Origin of the sequence: Salinimicrobium sp. WS361, assembly GCF_050750585.1 — a bacterium.
GTDB lineage: Bacteria > Bacteroidota > Bacteroidia > Flavobacteriales > Flavobacteriaceae > Salinimicrobium.
Genome location: NZ_JBOJLM010000008.1, coordinates 47764 through 67189, shown reverse-complemented (window position 1 = coordinate 67189; position 19426 = coordinate 47764). Strand labels below are relative to the sequence as shown.

Sequence of the window (19426 nt, the reverse complement as noted above, 5' to 3'; positions counted from 1 at the left end):
TTTATTATCTTTGCCGGGATTTTATATCAGAACTTATATTTCTACTTTCCTTTAATAAGTTTTGATAAGTCTAAACAGCTTATCGTAATCAAACAATACGATAATGCAAAAACGCACCTTGAGTTTTTGGGAGATCTGGAACATGAGTTTTGGATTTCTGGGCATACAACTTGGCTTTGCCCTACAAAACGCCAATGCAAGTAGAATTCTGCAAATTTTTGGAGCCGATGTTCATGAACTGTCATGGTTCTGGCTTGTGGCCCCTATAACCGGACTCATAGTCCAACCTATTATTGGTTACTACAGTGACCGAACCTGGACCAAATTAGGGCGGCGACGGCCTTTTTTTCTTACCGGTGCCTTAATGGCAGCAGCAGGTTTGATCTTAATGCCTAATGCCGATCTTTTTATTGCCATTCTTCCATCTCTCTGGATTGGTGCCGGGATGCTCTTTGTAATGGATGCATCCTTCAACATCGCCATGGAACCCTTTAGGGCTTTGGTGGCCGATAATCTTCCTTCAGACCAGCGCACGCTGGGCTTTAGTGTTCAAACAGTTTTAATTGGAATTGGAGCTGTAGTAGGTTCCTGGTTGCCTTACGTTCTTGCCAACTGGTTTAACATTAGCAATCGTGCTGTGGCCGGGGAAGTACCATTGCACCTTTTGCTCTCTTTTGTTATAGGAGCTGCGATCCTGGTAATTAGTATTCTCGTTACAGTCTTCACCACCAAGGAATACTCTCCCGAAGAACTTGAAAAAATGGATGATCACGTTTCCGAAGATGAAGTGGAAACTGAAAAGAAATCCAGTCTGTTAGACATTTTTACCGATTTCAAAAACATGCCATTCACTATGCGCCAGCTTGCCTGGGTACAGTTCTTTTCATGGTTTGGCCTTTTTGGAATGTGGGTGTTCTCAACACCGGCAATAGCACATCATATATATGACCTGCCACTTTCAGATAACAGCAGTGAAACTTACCAGGATGCCGGGGACTGGGTGGGAGTATTATTTGGAGTCTATAATGCAGTTTCGGCAGTCTTTGCCTTTTTCCTTCCTGCAATTGCACTAAAAATGGGTAGAAAAACCACCCACATGTTCTCTCTCGTTTTGGGAGGCCTGGGGCTGCTGTCTATATATATAGCTCCTAACGAATATTGGTTGTTGCTTTCTATGGTAGGAGTTGGAATTGGCTGGGCAAGTATTCTTGCAATGCCTTACGCAATACTGGCAGGATCAATTCCGCCGAGAAAAATGGGAGTCTATATGGGGATCTTTAACTTCTTTATTGTTATTCCCCAAATTATTAATGCCTTAATAGGAGGTCTCATGGTAAAATACCTTTATGATGGAGATCCTATTTATGCCCTGGTGACCAGTGGTGTAGCCTTTCTTATAGCCGCCGCATTATGTGTGAGGATTCACGATGTGGATGAACCGGTAGTAGTAAAAAAAGTTTAAAAAAAATGATGAAGAATTCAAAAGGAATAATATTCGACCTGGACGGAGTAATAGTTGATACCGCAAAATTTCATTACCTGGCGTGGAGAAAGATGGCCAATGATCTGGGTTTTGATATTACACTTGAACAAAATGAACAGTTAAAAGGAGTGAGTAGAGTACATTCCCTTGAGCAAATATTGGGCTGGGGGAATAAAACGGTAAGCGAGAGTGAATTTGAACGCCTCATGACCTCCAAAAATGAAGATTACCTGGCAAGGATCGCCCACATGGATGAGGCCGATCTATTACCGGGAGTAAAAAAAGTACTGGATTATTTAACCGAAAATAATATTCCATTTGCCCTGGGCTCGGCGAGTAAAAATGCCCGTCCTATATTAAAAGGGCTGGATATTGAAAAGAGGTTCACGGCTATTGTTGATGGAAATGATGTGACTAAAGCCAAACCCAATCCCGAAGTCTTTTTAATTGCTGCTGAAAAACTCGGAATGGCGCCCGAAGACTGCATTGTCTTTGAAGATTCTGTTGCAGGTGTTGAGGCAGCTAACGTGGCCAGAATGATAAGCATAGGAATAGGAGATAGTGAAAGATTAAAACAAGCGGATTATAATTTCGCCGATTTTACCGAAATAGATATTGATTTTATAGAAAAAATACTTAGAAAGTAAAGAAATGAATCAGGATTATATAAAACCGAATAACTGGTCAATTCTGGAAGAGGGATTTGATGCAGGGAGAGTAGAGTCTTCAGAAAGTCTTTTTAGCATTGGAAACGGAGCTATGGGACAAAGAGCAAACTTTGAAGAATATTACTCCGGGAGTACTTTTCAGGGAAGCTATATAGCAGGAGTTTACTACCCCGACAAAACTAAAGTGGGCTGGTGGAAGAACGGTTATCCCGAATATTTTGCCAAAGTTTTAAATGCCCCCAACTGGATTGGGATCAATGTGTTTATCAATGAGGAAGCTCTCGATCTTGCTACTTGTAAGGAGGTAAGAGATTATCGCAGGGAACTCAACATGAAAGAAGGCTGGTATGAACGTAGTTTTACTGCGGTTATGCCTAATGATCTTGAGGTGGAGGTGAAGGTGATCAGGTTCCTTTCTCTAAAAAGAAACGAACTTGGTGCGATCAACTATGAAATTCAGGTAAAAAACAGTGACGCAACTGTCATTTTTGAGCCCTATCTTGATAGTGGGATCACCAATGAAGACGCCAATTGGGAAGAGAAATTTTGGAAGACACTGGAAGTTAAATCCATAGATCAACAGGGATTCATTACCGCTAAGACTTTAAAAACTGAATTTCATGCTACTGCTTTCATGCAGTCTCTTCTTTTTAAAGAAGGAAAAAAGGTAAATGCAGAACCTTCCGAAGTTAACTTTGATGAAAAAGTGATCTTCAGGTACACTACTGAAGCCAAAAAGGGTGAGAAAATTGCTCTTCACAAATTCGCAGGTTATGTTACCGATATGAATCACGATCGTGACCATCTTGTCAATACTGCCACAAATGTTCTTGATGCTGCGGTTGAAGCCGGATTTGAAAAGTTGCTCGGCGAACAAAAAGAAGCCTGGGCTTCTATCTGGGAAACTGCCGATATCGCTATCCAGGGTGATGTGAAAGCCCAACAGGGAATCAGGTTCAATATCTTCCAGCTTAACCAGACTTACCTTGGCGAAGATGCTCGCCTCAATATTGGTCCTAAAGGTTTTACTGGCGAAAAATATGGAGGTAGTACTTATTGGGATACCGAAGCCTATTGTATTCCTTTCTACATGGCTACAAAAGATCAGCATGTAGCAAGAAATCTCCTTACTTATAGATATAACCAACTGGACAAGGCCATTGAAAATGCTGAAAAATTAGGCTTTTCTAATGGAGCGGCACTCTATCCAATGGTTACTATGAACGGGGAAGAGAGCCATAATGAATGGGAGATCACCTTCGAAGAGATTCACCGGAATGGTGCTATGGTGGTAGCTATTAAGAGGTATGCAGACTATACCGGGGACTTTAGTTATATCCCCGAAAAAGGACTTGAAGTAATGATCGCTATTGCAAGATTTTGGCAACAGCGCGCAAACTACAGCACAAAAAGAGATAAATACGTAATACTGGGTGTCACCGGCCCTAATGAATATGAGAACAACGTAAACAATAACTGGTATACCAATTACCTGGCTAAATGGTGTATAGATTATTGTATGGAAAGTCTTGAAAAGGTTAAATCTGAATATGCTTCAGATTATGAAAGGTTAATGGCTAAGACCGCCCTTTCTGCTGAAGAATTAGCCGAATGGAAAGAAGTTTCAGAAAAGATGTATTTCCCTTATTCCGAAGAGTATAAAGTATTCTTACAACAGGATAGTTTCCTAGATAAGGAGATCATTCCGGTATCCGAGTTACCTAAATCTCAGCGTCCGATTAATCAGAAATGGAGTTGGGACAGAATCCTGCGCTCGTGCTATATCAAGCAGGCCGATGTGTTGCAGGGGTTCTATTTCTTTGAAGAGCATTTTTCAAAAGAAGAGCTTGAAAAGCATTTTGATTTTTATGAGCCCCTTACCGTTCATGAATCTTCCCTTTCGCCTTGTGTTCACAGTATACAGGCTGCGGCTTTAGGAAGAATGGAGCAGGCTTACGAATTCTACCTTAGAACCTCAAGGCTCGATCTTGACGACTATAACAATGAAGTGAAAGAGGGCTGTCATATTACAAGTATGGCCGGTACCTGGATGAGCATCGTTGAAGGTTTCGGCGGAATGCGGGTGCTGGACGGTGCATTGTCGTTTAATCCGCAAATTCCTGAAGGCTGGGAAAGCTTCTCGTTCAAGCTCAACTTCAGAAATCAAATCTTAAAAATTAACGTGGCACCAGGCAAAACAAGTTTCTCACTTGAAGGTGATGAACCCCTGGAGATCCTGGTAAAAGGAAAACCGGTTAAAGTTGAACCCAGTGTGCCTGTCACAGTTTAAAATATCAATATAATGAAGAAGTTTTTTTTCCTCTTTTTATTTCTGGTTAGTGTCTCGTTGAGTGCACAAATAGAAAAGGTTGAACCGCCATTCTGGTGGAGCGACATGAATTATTCTGAAGTTCAGTTAATGTTCTACGGAAAAAATATTGCTGAATATACCATTTCTGCCCCCAAAGAAATGGTGATTAGCAATGTGAGAAAAACCGAAAATCCGAATTACGTTTTTGTGACCGTGCAAACTGAAGATCTTGCGCCGGGTAACTACAACATCAGGTTTTCCAAAAAGGGGAAAAAAAGCTTCACTCATAGTTATGAGCTAAAGGAGCGGGAACAGGGATCGGCACTTAGAGAAGGTTTCGATGCGTCAGACGCTATTTACCTTATCATGCCCGACAGGTTTGCCAATGCCGATCCTTCTAATGACTCAGATCCTAAACTCCAGGAGAAAGCAGACAGAAGCAATCCCGGAGGCAGGCATGGTGGCGATATAGAAGGTATCATCAAGAACCTCGATTATTTAGAAGACCTTGGTGTTACTGCAATATGGAGTACGCCTTTGCTTGAAGATGATGATTCTGCTTATTCTTATCATACCTATGCACAAAGTGATGTTTACAAAGTAGATCCGCGTTATGGAACTAATGAAGATTATCGACGCCTGGCTACCGAAATGGAAAAGCGCGATATGAAGTTGATCATGGATTATGTGACCAATCACTGGGGCGCAGAGCACTGGATGATCAAGGATTTGCCGACTTATGACTGGGTGCACCAATTTCCCGGCTATAAGAATTCAAACTACCGCATGACCACCCAATTTGATACCCACAGCTCAAAAGTGGATACAGAATTAAATGAGAACGGCTGGTTTACATCTACCATGCCCGATCTTAATCAAAGTAACCCGTTGGTGCTGAATTACCTTATCCAAAATGCCATTTGGTGGATAGAATATTCAGGTTTGGATGGTTTTAGAGTAGACACCTATTCTTATAATGAGAAGGAAGGTATTTCTAAATGGACTAAAGCAATAATGGATGAATATCCAAATTTCAACATTGTAGGAGAGGTTTGGATGCACGATCAGGCGCAAATTTCATACTGGCAAAAAGATTCTCCTGTTGGAGCTATTCAAAGCTATAATTCCTACCTGCCATCAGTAATGGATTTCACGCTTCACGATGCTATCATGGTGATGTTCAATGAAGATGAACAAAGCTGGGCAGATGGTATGGTAAGGGCTTATGACAATTTTGCCAACGACTTTCTTTACAATGACATTTACAATCTTTTAGTGTTTGCGGCCAACCACGATACCAACCGTATTAATGAAGAGTTTGACGGAGATGTAGATAAATACAAACTCGCCATGACGCTTATTTTAACCACTCGTGGCATTCCACAGTTATATTATGGAGATGAGATTGGTATGCGCGGCGACAAACCTGCAAAAGGAGATGCCGATATTCGCAGGGATTTCCCCGGAGGCTGGGCTGGAGATGAGCAAAATGCTTTTACTGAAGCCGGAAGAACCGAACAACAGAATGAATACCATTCGTTCACCAAAAAACTGCTGAATTACCGTAAGTACAACGAGGTAATTCATACCGGAAAGTTGTTGCAGTACGCTCCAAACAACAATGTTTACGTTTACTTCAGGTATAACGAAAATGACAGGGTAATGGTGGTGATCAACAACAATCCTGAAGCTCAAACCCTTGATCTTACTCGTTTTGCTGAAGGTTTGGCTGGCGCAACTTCAGGAAAAGATATTATTTCGGGAGAGCAGCTCTCTCTTGATCAGGATCTTGAAGTTTCAGGAAAATCCTCTCTTGTACTTGAACTAAAATAATCATGATAAACTCCCTGCTGAAAGACCTCTCTAAAATGGCATTTTTGAATGTCCTTCTTTTGATGTCTTTCTCTTTATTCGCTCAAAACCCGGAAAGAATTTTCCGGGAAGTAGCGAAAACCGAATCGGGCGTTGAGGTATCAACAACTGACGGTAAATACATCTTCAAGTATTTCACTCCCGAGATCGTTGAGACTGCCTTTATTCCTTCGGGAGAAGATTATATGGAGAAATCGCACGCCGTGGTGCTTGAGCCACAGGCGGTTAATTTTACTGTTTCCGAAGAAAAGGAATCCGTTCTTATTGATTCTGAAGGTCTTGATATTGTGGTGTCAAAAATGCCATTTCAGGTCACCTATTTTTTTGAAGGAGAAAAGGTGATTTCAGAAAAAACAGGTTATTCAAAAGGAGAGGAGCTTGAAAAGATAGATTTCAACCTTACCGAAGCCGAAGTGTTGATGGGTGGTGGCGCCCGTGCCCTGGGAATGAACAGGCGTGGGAATAGGCTGGAGCTGTACAACAGGGCGCATTACGGCTACGAGACCAAAAGTGAGCTGCTCAACTTTACATTGCCCGTGGTGCTGTCTTCAGAAAAGTACCTTTTGCACTTTGATAATGCACCTATCGGCTTTCTCGACCTGGACAGCAACTATAGCAATACCCTTAGCTATGAAACAATTGGCGGGAGAAAGACTTACCAGCTGGTGGTGGGAAAAAGCTGGGAAAATATTGTTGGTAATTACACCTTATTAACCGGGAGGCAGCCGTTGCCGCCGCGGTGGGCGCTGGGGAATTTTTCAAGCCGTTTTGGCTATCATTCCCACAGGGAAGTGGAGGAAACCATTGAGAAATTTAGGGAAGAAGAAATTCCGGTAGATGCCGTGATCATTGATCTCTTCTGGTTTGGGCATGAAATTACCGGAACTATGGGAAATCTCGAATTTGTAACCGATTCTTTTCCGAATCCTGAAGAAATGATGCACAACCTGGCACAAGACGGGGTAAAAACCGTTCTGGTGACCGAACCTTTTATTCTCACCACGTCAAACCGTTGGGAAGAAGCTGTGAAAAATGACGTTTTAGCAAAGGATTCCCTCGGAAACCCTTTTACCTATGACTTTTACTTTGGAAACACCGGCTTAATTGACATTTTTGAGCCCGGGGCACAAAAGTGGTTCTGGAATATTTATAAGGAGCTCACCCAGATGGGTGTTGGCGGCTGGTGGGGCGACCTGGGAGAACCCGAACTTCATCCTGAAGATCTTATACACGCGACGGGCACTTCAAATGAAATGCACAATATTTACGGGCATTACTGGGCCAAATTAATACATGAAGGTTATGAAAATGCCTTTTTAGACCAGCGACCGTTCATATTAATGCGCGCCGGGGCTGCAGGGTCACAGCGCTTCGGATTAATGCCATGGTCTGGCGATGTGAACAGGAGCTGGGGCGGCTTAAAACCACAGCCTGAAATTTCACTACAAATGGGATTACAGGGACTCGCCTATATGCACTCCGATCTCGGCGGATTTGCAGGTGATAACCTGAATAACGAGTTGTATGTGAGATGGTTGCAGTACGGGATTTTTCAGCCGATTTACCGGCCACACGCTCAGGAAGAAGTGCCTTCAGAACCTGTTTTTAGAGAACAACGCACCAAAGAACTGGCTAAAAAAGCGATCGAACTCCGTTACAAACTCCTGCCTTATAATTACACCCTCGCTTTCAGAAACTCTACCGAAGGATTGCCGCTTATGCGACCTCTGTATTTTGAAGAACCGGATAACTTCAGGCTTTACTCGGTTGCAGGTACTTACCTGTGGGGTAAGAACTTCTTGATTTCGCCTGTACTTCAGGAGAATATTAAAGAACAGGAGGTATATTTTCCGAAGGGATCTAACTGGTTCGACTTTTATTCAGGAAAGAAATATTCCGGGGGCAGTACGGCTACAATTCAGCTGGAAGAAGAATATATCCCAACTTTTGTAAGAGGCGGCGCCTTTATTCCCATGGCAAAACCTATGCAAACCACGCAGAATTTTTCCGCAGAAGATGTAGAGCTACATTACTTTTATGACAGGGAAGCAGGTGAAACTGAAGACATCCTTTATCATGATGACGGTAAAACTCCCGAAACTTTTGTGACGGGGGAGTACGAGCTTCTTTATCTAAAAAGCCGAAAAGAAGGCAATAAACTACAGCTTAGCATTTCAAAAAAGCCCGGCAAAGAGGAGAAATCTTCAGAATTCAAAGAAATAGATCTCATCATTCACAATTTGCAGCGCAAGCCAAAAGAGATACTGGTAAGCGGGAAAAGAATCCCTTTCGAATACCAGGCAAACGAGCAACGGGCTGTGATACCCGTGGCTTTAAAAGAAAATAATACAACCCTTACATTTATTAATTAAACCTTTTCACATGAAAAAAATTTCAATTTTATTACTGGGCATATTAACCCTGGCTTCCTGTAAAAATGAGCCGGAGCAGGGTGCAACCGAAGTTCAGGAGGAGCAGAGCATTGCGCCTGTTGACAACGAGACTTTGGAGTCGGCAGTGATCTACGAAGCCAACATACGACAGTATTCTCCCGAAGGTACTTTTGATGCTTTTACACAAGACATTCCGCAGCTAAAAGATTTAGGAGTGAAAGTTATTTGGTTAATGCCAATTTACCCAATTTCTGAAGTGCGAAGAAAAGCTACCGGCGATTTAAGTATCGAGGATATTGAAGATCCTGAAGAAAGAAAGAAATACCTCGGAAGTTATTATGCTATTGCCGATTATACTGATGTAAATCCTGAATTTGGGACTAAAGAAGATCTTGATGAGCTGGTAAAAACTGCACATGAGAACGGCATGTATGTTATTCTTGACTGGGTGGCAAACCACACAGGATGGGACCACTCATGGCTTGAAGAGCATCCAGATTTCTACACTCAGAATGACAAGGGAGAGCCTGTAGATCCTTTAAATCCTGAAACGGGAGAATCCTGGGGATGGACAGATGTAGCCGATCTTAACTACGATAATAAAGAACTTTGGGAGGCCATGACTGCCGAAATGAAGTACTGGATCGATGAGCACAATATTGACGGTTTTAGGGCCGATGTTGCCGGGGAAGTACCAACCGAATTCTGGGACCAGGCAGTGCCTAAACTTCAGGAAACAAAGCCGGTTTTCATGTTGGCAGAGTCTGAAGATAAAGATTTGTTCCACAATGCGTTTGACATGGGTTACAATTGGGAAGGTCATCATTTAATGAACCAAATGGCCCAGGGAGAAGTAACTGTTGAGGCATGGGATGCGTACATGAAAAAGATAGATACTACTTATCAACAGGATGATTACCTCATGAACTTTGTGACCAACCACGATGAGAATTCCTGGAACGGTACAGTGCGCGAAAGAATGGGAGATGCTTCCGAAGCTATGGTAGCTCTTACTTACACTCTTCCCGGTATGCCTTTGATCTACAGCGGGCAGGAATATGATATGGACAAGAGGTTAAGGTTCTTTGAAAAAGACACTATTTCCAAAACCAAAGGAACTATGTGGCCACTACTCGAAAAACTGGGACAGCTTAAAGCTACAAATGAAGCGCTTCACGGTGCAAAAGAGGCAGCAGGTTATAACCGCCTGCAAACTTCGGCTGACAAACAGATTTTGGCTTTTGAGCGGGAAAATAATGGAGAGAAACTGGTTTATATAGCAAACCTTTCAGATAAACCGGTGGATTTCACCGTTGAGTTGGAAAATGAACTGCAAGTTAATTTTGGGAAAAAAGATTTTAAAACGCAGAAAAATGACCAATATCATTTCGGCCCATGGGAATATGTAATATTAGCAGATAATTAATAAATAGCCCAAAAAAATATAAAAAAGCCTCAAAAATGGGGCTTTTTTCTTTTTTATTAACCGAAAACGTTTGAGAAGTTTAATACATTAGGTTATCTTATATAATTGAAATAGCTTTACATGGATGTTAGAGAATATTAAAAAAATCGGGGTTTTAACTTCGGGAGGCGATGCTCCCGGAATGAATGCAGCAATTAGAGCTGTGACCCGAAGCTGTGCTTACTACGATATAGAGTGTATAGGAATTTACAGAGGCTATCAAGGTCTTATTGAAGGGGAGTTTGAGGTGCTCACTGCCCGCTCTGTAAGAAATGTCATCAACAAAGGTGGAACCTTTCTCAAATCTGCCCGGTCCCAGGAATTCAGGACCAAAGAGGGTCGCGTAAAAGCTTTTGAGAAATTACAGGAAGCCGGGATTGATGCGCTTGTGGTTATTGGCGGAGACGGTACTTTTACCGGTGCCATTCACCTACAGGAAGAACACAATATCCCCATTGTAGGAATTCCCGGAACTATTGATAACGATATTAACGGGACCGATTATACCATTGGTTACGATACGGCTTTGAATACTGTGGTTGACGCTATTGACAAAATACGTGATACCGCCAGTTCTCATGACCGTCTTTTCCTTGTTGAAGTAATGGGCCGCGATGCCGGCGACATAGCTTTAAACAGTGGGATAGGAGCCGGGGCCGAAGAGATCCTTATTCCTGAAGAAGATATGGGAATTGACAGGATGATGGAATCCCTCATGAAAAGCCGGAAATCCGGTAAAACCTCCAGTATTATCGTTGTAGCCGAAGGTGAAAAAAGTGGAAAGAACATTTTTGAACTTGCCGAATTTATAGGCGAAAACCTCACAGGCTATGATATTAGGGTATCTGTATTGGGCCACATGCAAAGAGGTGGTGCACCAAGTTGCTACGACCGGGTACTTGCAAGTAAACTGGGCGTAGGTGCCGTTGAAGCCATCCTGAGGGGAGAAAGTGGCGTCATGGTAGGAATAACCAATAAAATTGTAACGTCGGTGGACTTTGAAGTTGCCATTAAAGGCCGAAGGCCACTAGATAAAGAATTAAGAAGGGTGTTGAATATCACCACCGTATAATTTAAATTAAATTCAAATATTATGAGTACTAAAATAGGAATAAACGGATTTGGTCGAATTGGAAGGATCGCTTTTAGAATTGCCAGCGCAAGAGAAGATGTAGAAGTTGTGGGAATTAACGACCTGCTTGATGTAGACCATCTTGCATATCTTTTAAAATATGACTCAGTTCACGGAAACTTTAATGGTACTGTGGAAATTGATGGTGGTAATCTTGTTGTGAACGGTAAAACCGTGCGTATTACTGCCGAAAAAAATCCTGAAGATCTTAAATGGGACGAAGTTGGTGCCGAGATCGTTATGGATTGTACTGGTATTTTCACTACTAAAGATACTGCAGCAAAACACCTTACTGCAGGTGCTAAAAAAGTGGTGATCTCAGCTCCTTCAAAAGATGCTCCAATGTTCGTGATGGGTGTTAACCATCAGGATATCACAGCAGATGATAAAGTTGTTTCAAATGCGTCATGTACAACCAACTGTCTTGCTCCATTAGCTAAGATCGTTGACGATGAGTTTGGTCTTGTAGAAGGTCTTATGACAACAATTCACGCTACTACAGCTACTCAAATGACAGTAGATGGTCCTTCCAGAAAAGACTGGAGAGGTGGTAGAAGTGCTTTGATCAACATCATCCCATCATCTACCGGAGCAGCTAAAGCTGTTGGAAAAGTAATTCCAAAACTTGACGGGAAACTTACAGGTATGGCTTTTAGAGTTCCTACAGCCGATGTTTCTGTGGTTGACCTTACAGTGAGAACTGAGAAAGCTGCCTCTTACGAAGATATCAAAGCAGCCTTCAAAAAAGCTGCCGAAGGTCCTTACAAAGGAATTCTTTCTTATACCGAAGAACAAGTAGTATCTCAAGACTATGTATCTAACCCTCATGTTTGTAACTTTGATGCAGGTGCAGGGATTGCCTTGAATGACAACTTCTTTAAGTTGGTAGCATGGTATGACAATGAGTATGGATATTCAGCTAAATTAGTAGACCTGTCTGCTCACGTAGCTTCACTTAAGTAATTAATTAGAAAAAGCCCTGATATTTTCCTTCAGGGCTTTTTGATACTTTCCTACTATGATTTTAATAGCAGACGGAGGCTCCACTAAGTGTGACTGGATCTTACTAGATTCGAAAGGGGAGCAAATCATGAAAACGCGCACCAAAGGACTTAATCCTGCAGTGTTCAAAACCGAAGTACTTCAGGCAAGACTGGAGGAAAATATTGACTTAAGCCAGGTAAAGGAGAAAGTAGAAATAGTACATTTCTACGGTGCAGGATGCGGAACCCCTAAACCTACAGCCTTACTGCAATCTATTCTTAGCTCATTCTTTTCTGGTGCCACCGAAGTAAAGGTACAGGAAGATATGGTGGCAGCTGTATATGCAGTTACCGATAAGCCGGGCATAGTATGTATACTGGGAACCGGTTCCAACAGTTGTTATTACGACGGGAAATCTATAAGAACAGCCTCAGATTCTCTGGGTTTTATTCTAATGGATGAAGCCAGCGGAAATTACTTCGGAAAAAGGCTTATCAGGGATTATTACTACAAGAAAATGCCGAAGAAACTCGCCGAGATCTTCGAAAAAGAGTACGATCTTTCTTCAGATACCATAAAAGAGAACATTTACAAAAAGGATAATCCCAATACATATCTAGCTCATTTTGCTGAATTCATCTTTAAAAATGAAAGAAATGGATATTTCTATCAGCTAATAGCCGAAGGAATGCAAAATTTTATTGAACATAGAGTACTTTGCTTCAAAGAAGCTCAAAATGTGCCAATACATTTCGTAGGTTCAATCGCTTATTTTTCCCAGGATATTATCAAAGATTCTTTACAGCCATACAGGCTTGAGGCGGGTAATTTTGTACAGCGGCCAATAGATGGAATTCTTGACTACTACAGAAAACACATCATAGGGAAATAACTTTTTACCTTCCAGTTTTTCACATAGCAGCTACCCCTTACAGGTGGCTGCTATTTTTTTATAAAGTCTCTAAAATGTTATTTCTGAAGGATTTTTTCTGAAAGAGAATTTTTCAGCTGAAAAATAATAGGAAGGAAGAACCTGCCTTTTTAAGTTTTGGTTTATCTGAAATCTTTTTCTTCCGAAGAAGTAGACTTACTTATTAATCATTGCATTTTTTGCTGACAAAAGGAATTATCTGCTTCGGTTTACGTTATTACCAAAATACCTTTCAAAAATGTCATTTTTGAAAGGTAATTTAAAGAAACTATTTCCGAAGAAGGTATTATGCTTTACCATTTTTCGCCTCGTAGATCTTTTTATCTGTAAGGTCGAGGATCATTGGGGTAATGCTGGTTTTGCCTTGTTTTACGGCCCATCTGTCGGTGCCTTCTTCCACTTCTTCAATAGGGAAAACCGTAAACCAGTAATGTTCGCGGCCCATAGGGTCTTCCTGTTGTACAACCTTGCCATCATAATGTCGTACCGACTGGCAGGTCCAGACTATTTCGCCTTCAGGATTTCTTGGGAAATTAATGTTGAGCAATTCCATAGAAGATTCGTCCATCACTTCCTTCAGGGAAGCAACGACATAAGGTTCTAAATTGTCGAAATCGGGTTCGTTCTCGCCGACGGAGACACTCAGCGCAATTCCGCGGATCCCAAAAAGCACCGCCTGCCGGGCAGCAGAAAGTGTCCCCGAATGCCACGCCGAATTCCCAAGGTTAGCACCAATATTGATCCCCGAAAGTACAATGTCAATATCATCAAACAAATGAACGCCCAGCGCTACACAGTCGGCCGGGGTCCCGCTAACCCTGTACGCTTCCATTCCTTCAAAATGAATGGGGGATTTTTTATAAGTGATGGGCCGGGCCGAAGTTATTGCCTGCCCCATAGATGACTGTTCTACATCGGGTGCCATGACGATTACCTCGCCGTATTTTGATGCGCATTTGGCCAGGCACGAAAGGCCGGGACTGTATATTCCGTCGTCATTGGTTACCAGTATTTTCATAATGCTATTGTTTTTTGGTCTTATTCCTGAAATTACAAAACTTTAGCAAAACATGAAACGAGAGAATTATAAGTCTGTGTTAACGAGCCTTTTTAACTCCTGTCAGCATCTTATATTTGAAGTAAACTCGCGTCATGAAAAAAGCTATTCTCGTTCATAATCCAACAGCCGGTAGTGGGAATCATGAAAAAGAAAATCTTGTTAAGCAGGTAGAAAAAGCCGGTTTTGAAGTGTCTTATTTTTCAACCAATGATCCTTTTATGAAGCGATTTACCCACAAGCAAGCCGATGTGATTTTTGTGGCAGGGGGTGATGGTACGGTGCAAAAGTTTGCTGATTTCATGCGTGAAGCCAAAGAGAGTATAAAGCAGGTGCCCGTGCAGGTGCTGCCTTACGGTACTGCCAATAATATAGCTACAACGCTCGGTATAAAAGTCCCGGAAGAAGGAATTACAGCACAAAACACGAAAACAGGCTTTGATATTGGCATAGTGGAGGGAGTTGAAGAGGCCGGTTTTTTTATTGAGGGTATAGGTTGTGGTATTTTTCCAAAACTGGTTCGCGAAATGAAAGCTCTTGATGATGATGAAAAACAGGATGAGATAAAGAAGTCCCGCGAAACATTGGTGAAGGTCATAGATTCTTATGAAGCCCGCGAAGCAATTATTATTGCCGGTGATAAAGAGATCACAGGGAAATTCCTTCTCATAGAGCTTATGAATATCAGGTATATTGGGCCCAATATTGAACTCGCTCCCAACGCTGAGACCGGAGACGGATATTTTGAACTGATAACAGTGCCGGAGGAAAGAAGAGAGGAACTAAAATCTTATATACAAGATCATCTAAACGAAAGGAATACAGCTAAAAAACTGGAAGATTTCGCCGATCTACTCAAGGTGAAGTCGCTTCGCCTCAAGTGGATAGGTAAAGATGTGCATATTGATGATGAGATTATTGAAGACTACCGGGAGGAAGAGATTAGGGTGGAAAATCGAAAAGGATTTTTCACATTTTTGACACCCTAGCATTGCTTTCCATTAATTTTCTGAAACAAATAAAGGTTGCTCCGCCCAATTTCTTCTGAAGCTTGTAGCGAACTGAGTATGGGTGTGTTTTTCAGTAGAATTAATATTGTACCCACTTCTGTACAGCCTCAAAAATGGCATTTTTGACAGGTAATTTCTACGGAAGCTTTCGTGTCACGTTTCTTGATTCTTTTTGTTTTCTGCTTCTGAAGAATTCCAATTGAGCTGAGTTATTACTTATAACTTCCGAAGAAAAGAGATCCGATTTTTAGCCTTTTTGAGAGGTAAATGATGTGGAGGGTTCATTTTTATTGGCTGGAGGTGCAAAAGCAGCAGTATGAGCGAGATCATATTGAATAAGGATATTTTTGTCTTCTTTTGTGCAATAAAATTATATTCTCATGAAACGCAGCCTCCTGCTTTTTACATCACTTTTGACCTTTTTTTCTACTACTGCACAAACTTTTGAAGCCGATCTGCAAATTCGGCCACGTTATGAATATCGAAACGGATACAAAACACTTTTATCTGAAAACACAGATCCTGCTGCACAGGTTTCCCAACGCAGCCGTTTAACCCTGGGTTACCAGGATGAAGAACTTCTGGTAAAATTTTCGGGACAGAGTGTTGGTGTTTGGGGAGATACTCCTACCATGCGTCTTGAAGATAATAATGCTTTTTCAATTTTTGAAGCCTACGGGCAGTACCAGGCGAATCCAAATTTGCTGTTTCGGGTTGGCCGGCAGGTACTTTCTTACGACAATCAACGGATTCTTGGAGAGGTGAACTGGGCCCAGCAGGGGCAAAGTCATGATGCAGCCTTGCTTTCATGGAAACCTGCTTTAAATCACAGGCTCGATGTGGCTGCGGCTTATAACGCCCAAGCCGAGACCATTATTGACGCGCCTTACCTCGTGAATTCTTATCAAAACCTGCAAATGGCCTGGTACCACATGGATGTGAATAATGTTGGCTTTAGCTTTTTGCTGATGAATACAGGTTATGAATTTGACACCGTACAACAGGACAGGGAGATAGATTATATCCAGACTTTTGGGGCTTTTCACAATTTTGTTTCAGGGAAATTTTTTGGAGATTTAGGGGTTTACGGCCAGGCCGGAAGCCGCAATGACAAAGAAGTTTCTGCCTTGTATGCGGGGCTTAACCTCAATTATAAACTGAACCAAAACTGGAAGGCAGGCCTGGGAGGAGAGTACCTCTCAGGAACCGATATGGACGATGCTTCGGGAGAAAATAAGTCTTTCACTCCGCTTTTTGGGACCAACCACGCTTTTAACGGACATATGGACTATTTTTATGTGGGTAACCACCAGAATTCAGTCGGTTTGCTGGACCTCTACGGAAAGTTATCCTATGTCACTCCTAAATTTGAATTTTCGGTGGTACCACATATTTTTTCTTCAGCAGCAAAAATAGTAGATGTCACCGGAAATGAACAGGACAGTTACCTGGGCACCGAGATTGACCTTTCTGCCGGATACAAATTCAAAAAGGACTTTGGTATAAACTTCGGATATTCTCAAATGTTTGGAAGTGATTCGTTGGAGATCCTAAAAGGTGGTGACAGTGGGAAGGCACAAAACTGGGCATGGGTAATGTTGAATTTTAGTCCGAAGCTTTTCAGTTTTACTAAAACCCAAAATCCCGACGCCGGTATTTAATTTCAGAAATAATATTTCAGCACAAAAAGCTGTCTGAAAAGTAATGTTTGTGGCCTTCTGATTCATTTTCAGAACCACCACTGAACAGCTTTTTAGACAGCTTTTTTTAATTTATTAAGTTGAGAGAAGTGTGCATTTCTTCTATATAAGAAGCATTATATTTGTTTTTCAAATCAACGATTAATATTACAAAATGAGAAAATTGAAGATGAAGCAGTTACTAATAATTACCTGCCTTTGGTTAGGTTTTACCGCACCGGCAGTAGCTCAAAAAGTGGCGTCTCCCAATGGGGAAGTGCAAATGCAATTTGAGTTGCTTGAAGACGGTACTCCCGCATATAGCCTTTCTTACAAAGGGAAACCTGTGGTTAAAACCAGTACCCTGGGCTTTAAAATAAAAGATGATGAACATTCCCTACTTAATGATTTTGAAGTAATTGAACGGGAAGAATCTCAGTTTGACGAGACCTGGGAGCCTGTTTGGGGAGAAGAGAGCGAGATTTTGAATAAATACAACGAACTCGCGGTAGTACTCAACCAAAAATCTACCAATCGTGAGATGATCATCCGGTTTCGGGTGTTCAATGACGGACTCGGTTTTAGGTATGAATTTCCGCAGCAGCAAAACCTGGGGCACTTTATCGTAGAAGATGAAAAAACCCAGTTTGCCATGACAGGAGATCATACCGCGTTTTGGATCCCGGGAGATTACGACACCCAGGAATATGATTATATTGAATCAAAACTTTCTGAAATTAGAGGAGAAATGGAAGGTTCTATTACAGATAACCTTTCTCAAACCTCATTTTCGGATACCGGAGTGCAAACTTCACTCTTGATGAAAACAGATGAAGGACTTTACATCAATCTGCATGAAGCTGCTTTGCTTGATTATTCTGCAATGCACCTGGAGCTGGATGATGAGAACATGATCTTTGAATCATGGCTTACCCCCGATGTAACCGGAAATAAAGCTTACATGATCGCGCCGGCAAAAACTCCCTGGAGAACGATTATTGTGAGCGATGATGCCCGTGATATTCTGGCTTCAAGAATGACCTACAACCTTAACGATCCTGTAGCTATTGACGATACTTCATGGATAAAGCCGGTAAAATACGTAGGCGTATGGTGGGAAATGATCACCGGGAAAAGTTCCTGGCATTACACCAACGACTTTCCTGCTGTAAAACTGGGGGAGACCGATTATGAGAATGCCACTCCCAATGATACCCACGGGGCAACCACAAAAAATGTAAAGCGGTATATTGACTTTGCTGCGAAACACGGCTTTGACGGAGTGCTTGTAGAAGGCTGGAATATTGGCTGGGAAGACTGGTTTGGGAATTCTAAAGATTATGTTTTCGACTTTATGACTCCGTATCCAGACTTTGATCTGGAGGAAGTCAGAGACTATGCAAAAAGCAAAGGTGTTGAAATGATTATGCACCACGAGACCTCTTCTTCGGTAAGAAATTATGAGCGTCACCTCGATTCTGCATACCAGTTCATGAAAGATCACGGCTACAATGCTGTAAAAAGTGGATATGTGGGTGATATCCTGCCAAGAGGGGAGAACCACTACAGCCAGTGGCTGGTAGATCATTATCAATATGCCATTGAAAAAGCCGCCGATTATGAGATCATGGTTAACGCTCACGAGGCGGTAAGACCTACAGGAATTGCCCGTACCTGGCCAAATCTCATTGGAAACGAATCGGCTCGCGGTACCGAGTATCAGGCGTTTGGAGGCTCAAAGCCAAATCACGTAACCGTTTTGCCTTTCACCAGGTTGATTGGCGGACCTATGGATTATACGCCGGGAATTTTTGAAATGGACATTAGTAAGGTGAATCCGGAGAATGAATCGTGGGTGAACAGCACCATCGCCAACCAGCTGGCATTGTACGTTACCATGTACTCTCCGCTGCAAATGGCTGCAGATCTTCCTGAAAATTACGAGCGTTTTATGGATGCATTCCAGTTTATCAAAGATGTGGGAATGGATTGGCAAAAAAGCCTTTATCTCGAGGCAGAGCCTGGAGATTACATCACCATTGCCCGAAAAGAAAAAGGTACAAATGACTGGTTTGTGGGGAACGTGAATGGGGAGCAGCCAAGAACTTCAAAGATTAAATTTGATTTTCTTGACGGCGACAAAACCTATATCGCCACCATATATTCAGATGCTAAAGATGCGCATTACAAAGATAATCCGCAGGCATACGAGATAAAAAAGGTAGTAGTGAACAACAAATCTAAGTTATCGCAGCGCTCGGCTGCGGGAGGTGGATACGCCATCAGCATCATGGAAGCAGATAAATCTGAAACCAGAGGCCTTAGAAAACTGTAGTAGAAATAAATTCTTCTGAAGAACCGCTTAAAATGTCATTTTTTAAGCGGTTTTTTTATTGCTGTTTCTGAAAAAACCTGATTGGGATTTTTTAATTTCCGTTATA

13 protein-coding genes are annotated in these 19426 nt (G+C 41.9%); 12 read left to right on the top strand and 1 reads right to left on the bottom strand.

Annotated features, from left to right (window positions below; translation table 11 throughout):
- The first annotated feature begins 103 nt into the window (after positions 1-103).
- The 9 genes from ACQ93I_RS10020 (at position 104) to ACQ93I_RS09980 (ending at position 13200) form a co-directional block, all read left to right on the top strand.
- Positions 104-1462, top strand: a complete 1359-nt coding sequence (locus tag ACQ93I_RS10020) for an MFS transporter (RefSeq protein ID WP_431698393.1) — start codon at positions 104-106, stop codon at positions 1460-1462.
- A gap of 8 nt (positions 1463-1470) precedes the next feature.
- On the top strand, positions 1471-2130 hold the full coding sequence (pgmB, locus tag ACQ93I_RS10015; RefSeq protein WP_431698481.1) for a beta-phosphoglucomutase: 660 nt from the start codon (positions 1471-1473) through the stop codon (positions 2128-2130).
- Positions 2131-2134: 4 nt separating this feature from the next.
- Positions 2135-4441 (top strand): glycoside hydrolase family 65 protein, encoded by a 2307-nt coding sequence (locus tag ACQ93I_RS10010; RefSeq protein WP_431698392.1) that lies wholly within the window; start codon positions 2135-2137, stop codon positions 4439-4441.
- 12 nt (positions 4442-4453) lie between these two features.
- Complete coding sequence (locus tag ACQ93I_RS10005; protein WP_431698391.1) at positions 4454-6295, top strand: glycoside hydrolase family 13 protein; 1842 nt, start codon at positions 4454-4456, stop codon at positions 6293-6295.
- A gap of 2 nt (positions 6296-6297) precedes the next feature.
- Positions 6298-8706 carry a TIM-barrel domain-containing protein gene (locus ACQ93I_RS10000; protein WP_431698390.1) on the top strand — a complete coding sequence of 803 codons (2409 nt, stop codon included), beginning with the start codon at positions 6298-6300 and terminating at the stop codon, positions 8704-8706.
- Between the two features lie 10 nt (positions 8707-8716).
- Complete coding sequence (locus ACQ93I_RS09995) at positions 8717-10153, top strand: alpha-amylase family glycosyl hydrolase (RefSeq protein ID WP_431698389.1); 1437 nt, start codon at positions 8717-8719, stop codon at positions 10151-10153.
- 124 nt (positions 10154-10277) lie between these two features.
- Positions 10278-11264, top strand: a complete 987-nt coding sequence (gene pfkA / locus ACQ93I_RS09990) for a 6-phosphofructokinase (protein WP_431698388.1) — start codon at positions 10278-10280, stop codon at positions 11262-11264.
- Positions 11265-11285: 21 nt separating this feature from the next.
- Complete coding sequence (gene gap, locus ACQ93I_RS09985; protein WP_431698387.1) at positions 11286-12287, top strand: type I glyceraldehyde-3-phosphate dehydrogenase; 1002 nt, start codon at positions 11286-11288, stop codon at positions 12285-12287.
- A 55-nt stretch (positions 12288-12342) separates the two neighbouring features.
- Positions 12343-13200 carry a BadF/BadG/BcrA/BcrD ATPase family protein gene (locus ACQ93I_RS09980; protein ID WP_431698386.1) on the top strand — a complete coding sequence of 286 codons (858 nt, stop codon included), beginning with the start codon at positions 12343-12345 and terminating at the stop codon, positions 13198-13200.
- A 325-nt stretch (positions 13201-13525) separates the two neighbouring features.
- On the opposite strand, the gene surE is transcribed toward ACQ93I_RS09980, so the two are convergent.
- A complete protein-coding gene (surE, locus tag ACQ93I_RS09975; RefSeq protein WP_431698385.1) occupies positions 13526-14257 on the bottom strand; it encodes a 5'/3'-nucleotidase SurE in 732 nt (243 codons plus the stop codon).
- A 134-nt stretch (positions 14258-14391) separates the two neighbouring features.
- Between surE and ACQ93I_RS09970 the strand changes: the two genes are divergently transcribed.
- From ACQ93I_RS09970 to ACQ93I_RS09960, 3 genes are all read left to right on the top strand, one after another.
- Positions 14392-15285 carry a diacylglycerol/lipid kinase family protein gene (locus tag ACQ93I_RS09970; RefSeq protein ID WP_431698384.1) on the top strand — a complete coding sequence of 298 codons (894 nt, stop codon included), beginning with the start codon at positions 14392-14394 and terminating at the stop codon, positions 15283-15285.
- Positions 15286-15686: 401 nt separating this feature from the next.
- Complete coding sequence (locus ACQ93I_RS09965; protein ID WP_431698383.1) at positions 15687-16967, top strand: alginate export family protein; 1281 nt, start codon at positions 15687-15689, stop codon at positions 16965-16967.
- 193 nt (positions 16968-17160) lie between these two features.
- On the top strand, positions 17161-19320 hold the full coding sequence (locus ACQ93I_RS09960) for a glycoside hydrolase family 97 protein (RefSeq protein WP_431698382.1): 2160 nt from the start codon (positions 17161-17163) through the stop codon (positions 19318-19320).
- The last annotated feature ends 106 nt before the right edge of the window (positions 19321-19426 follow it).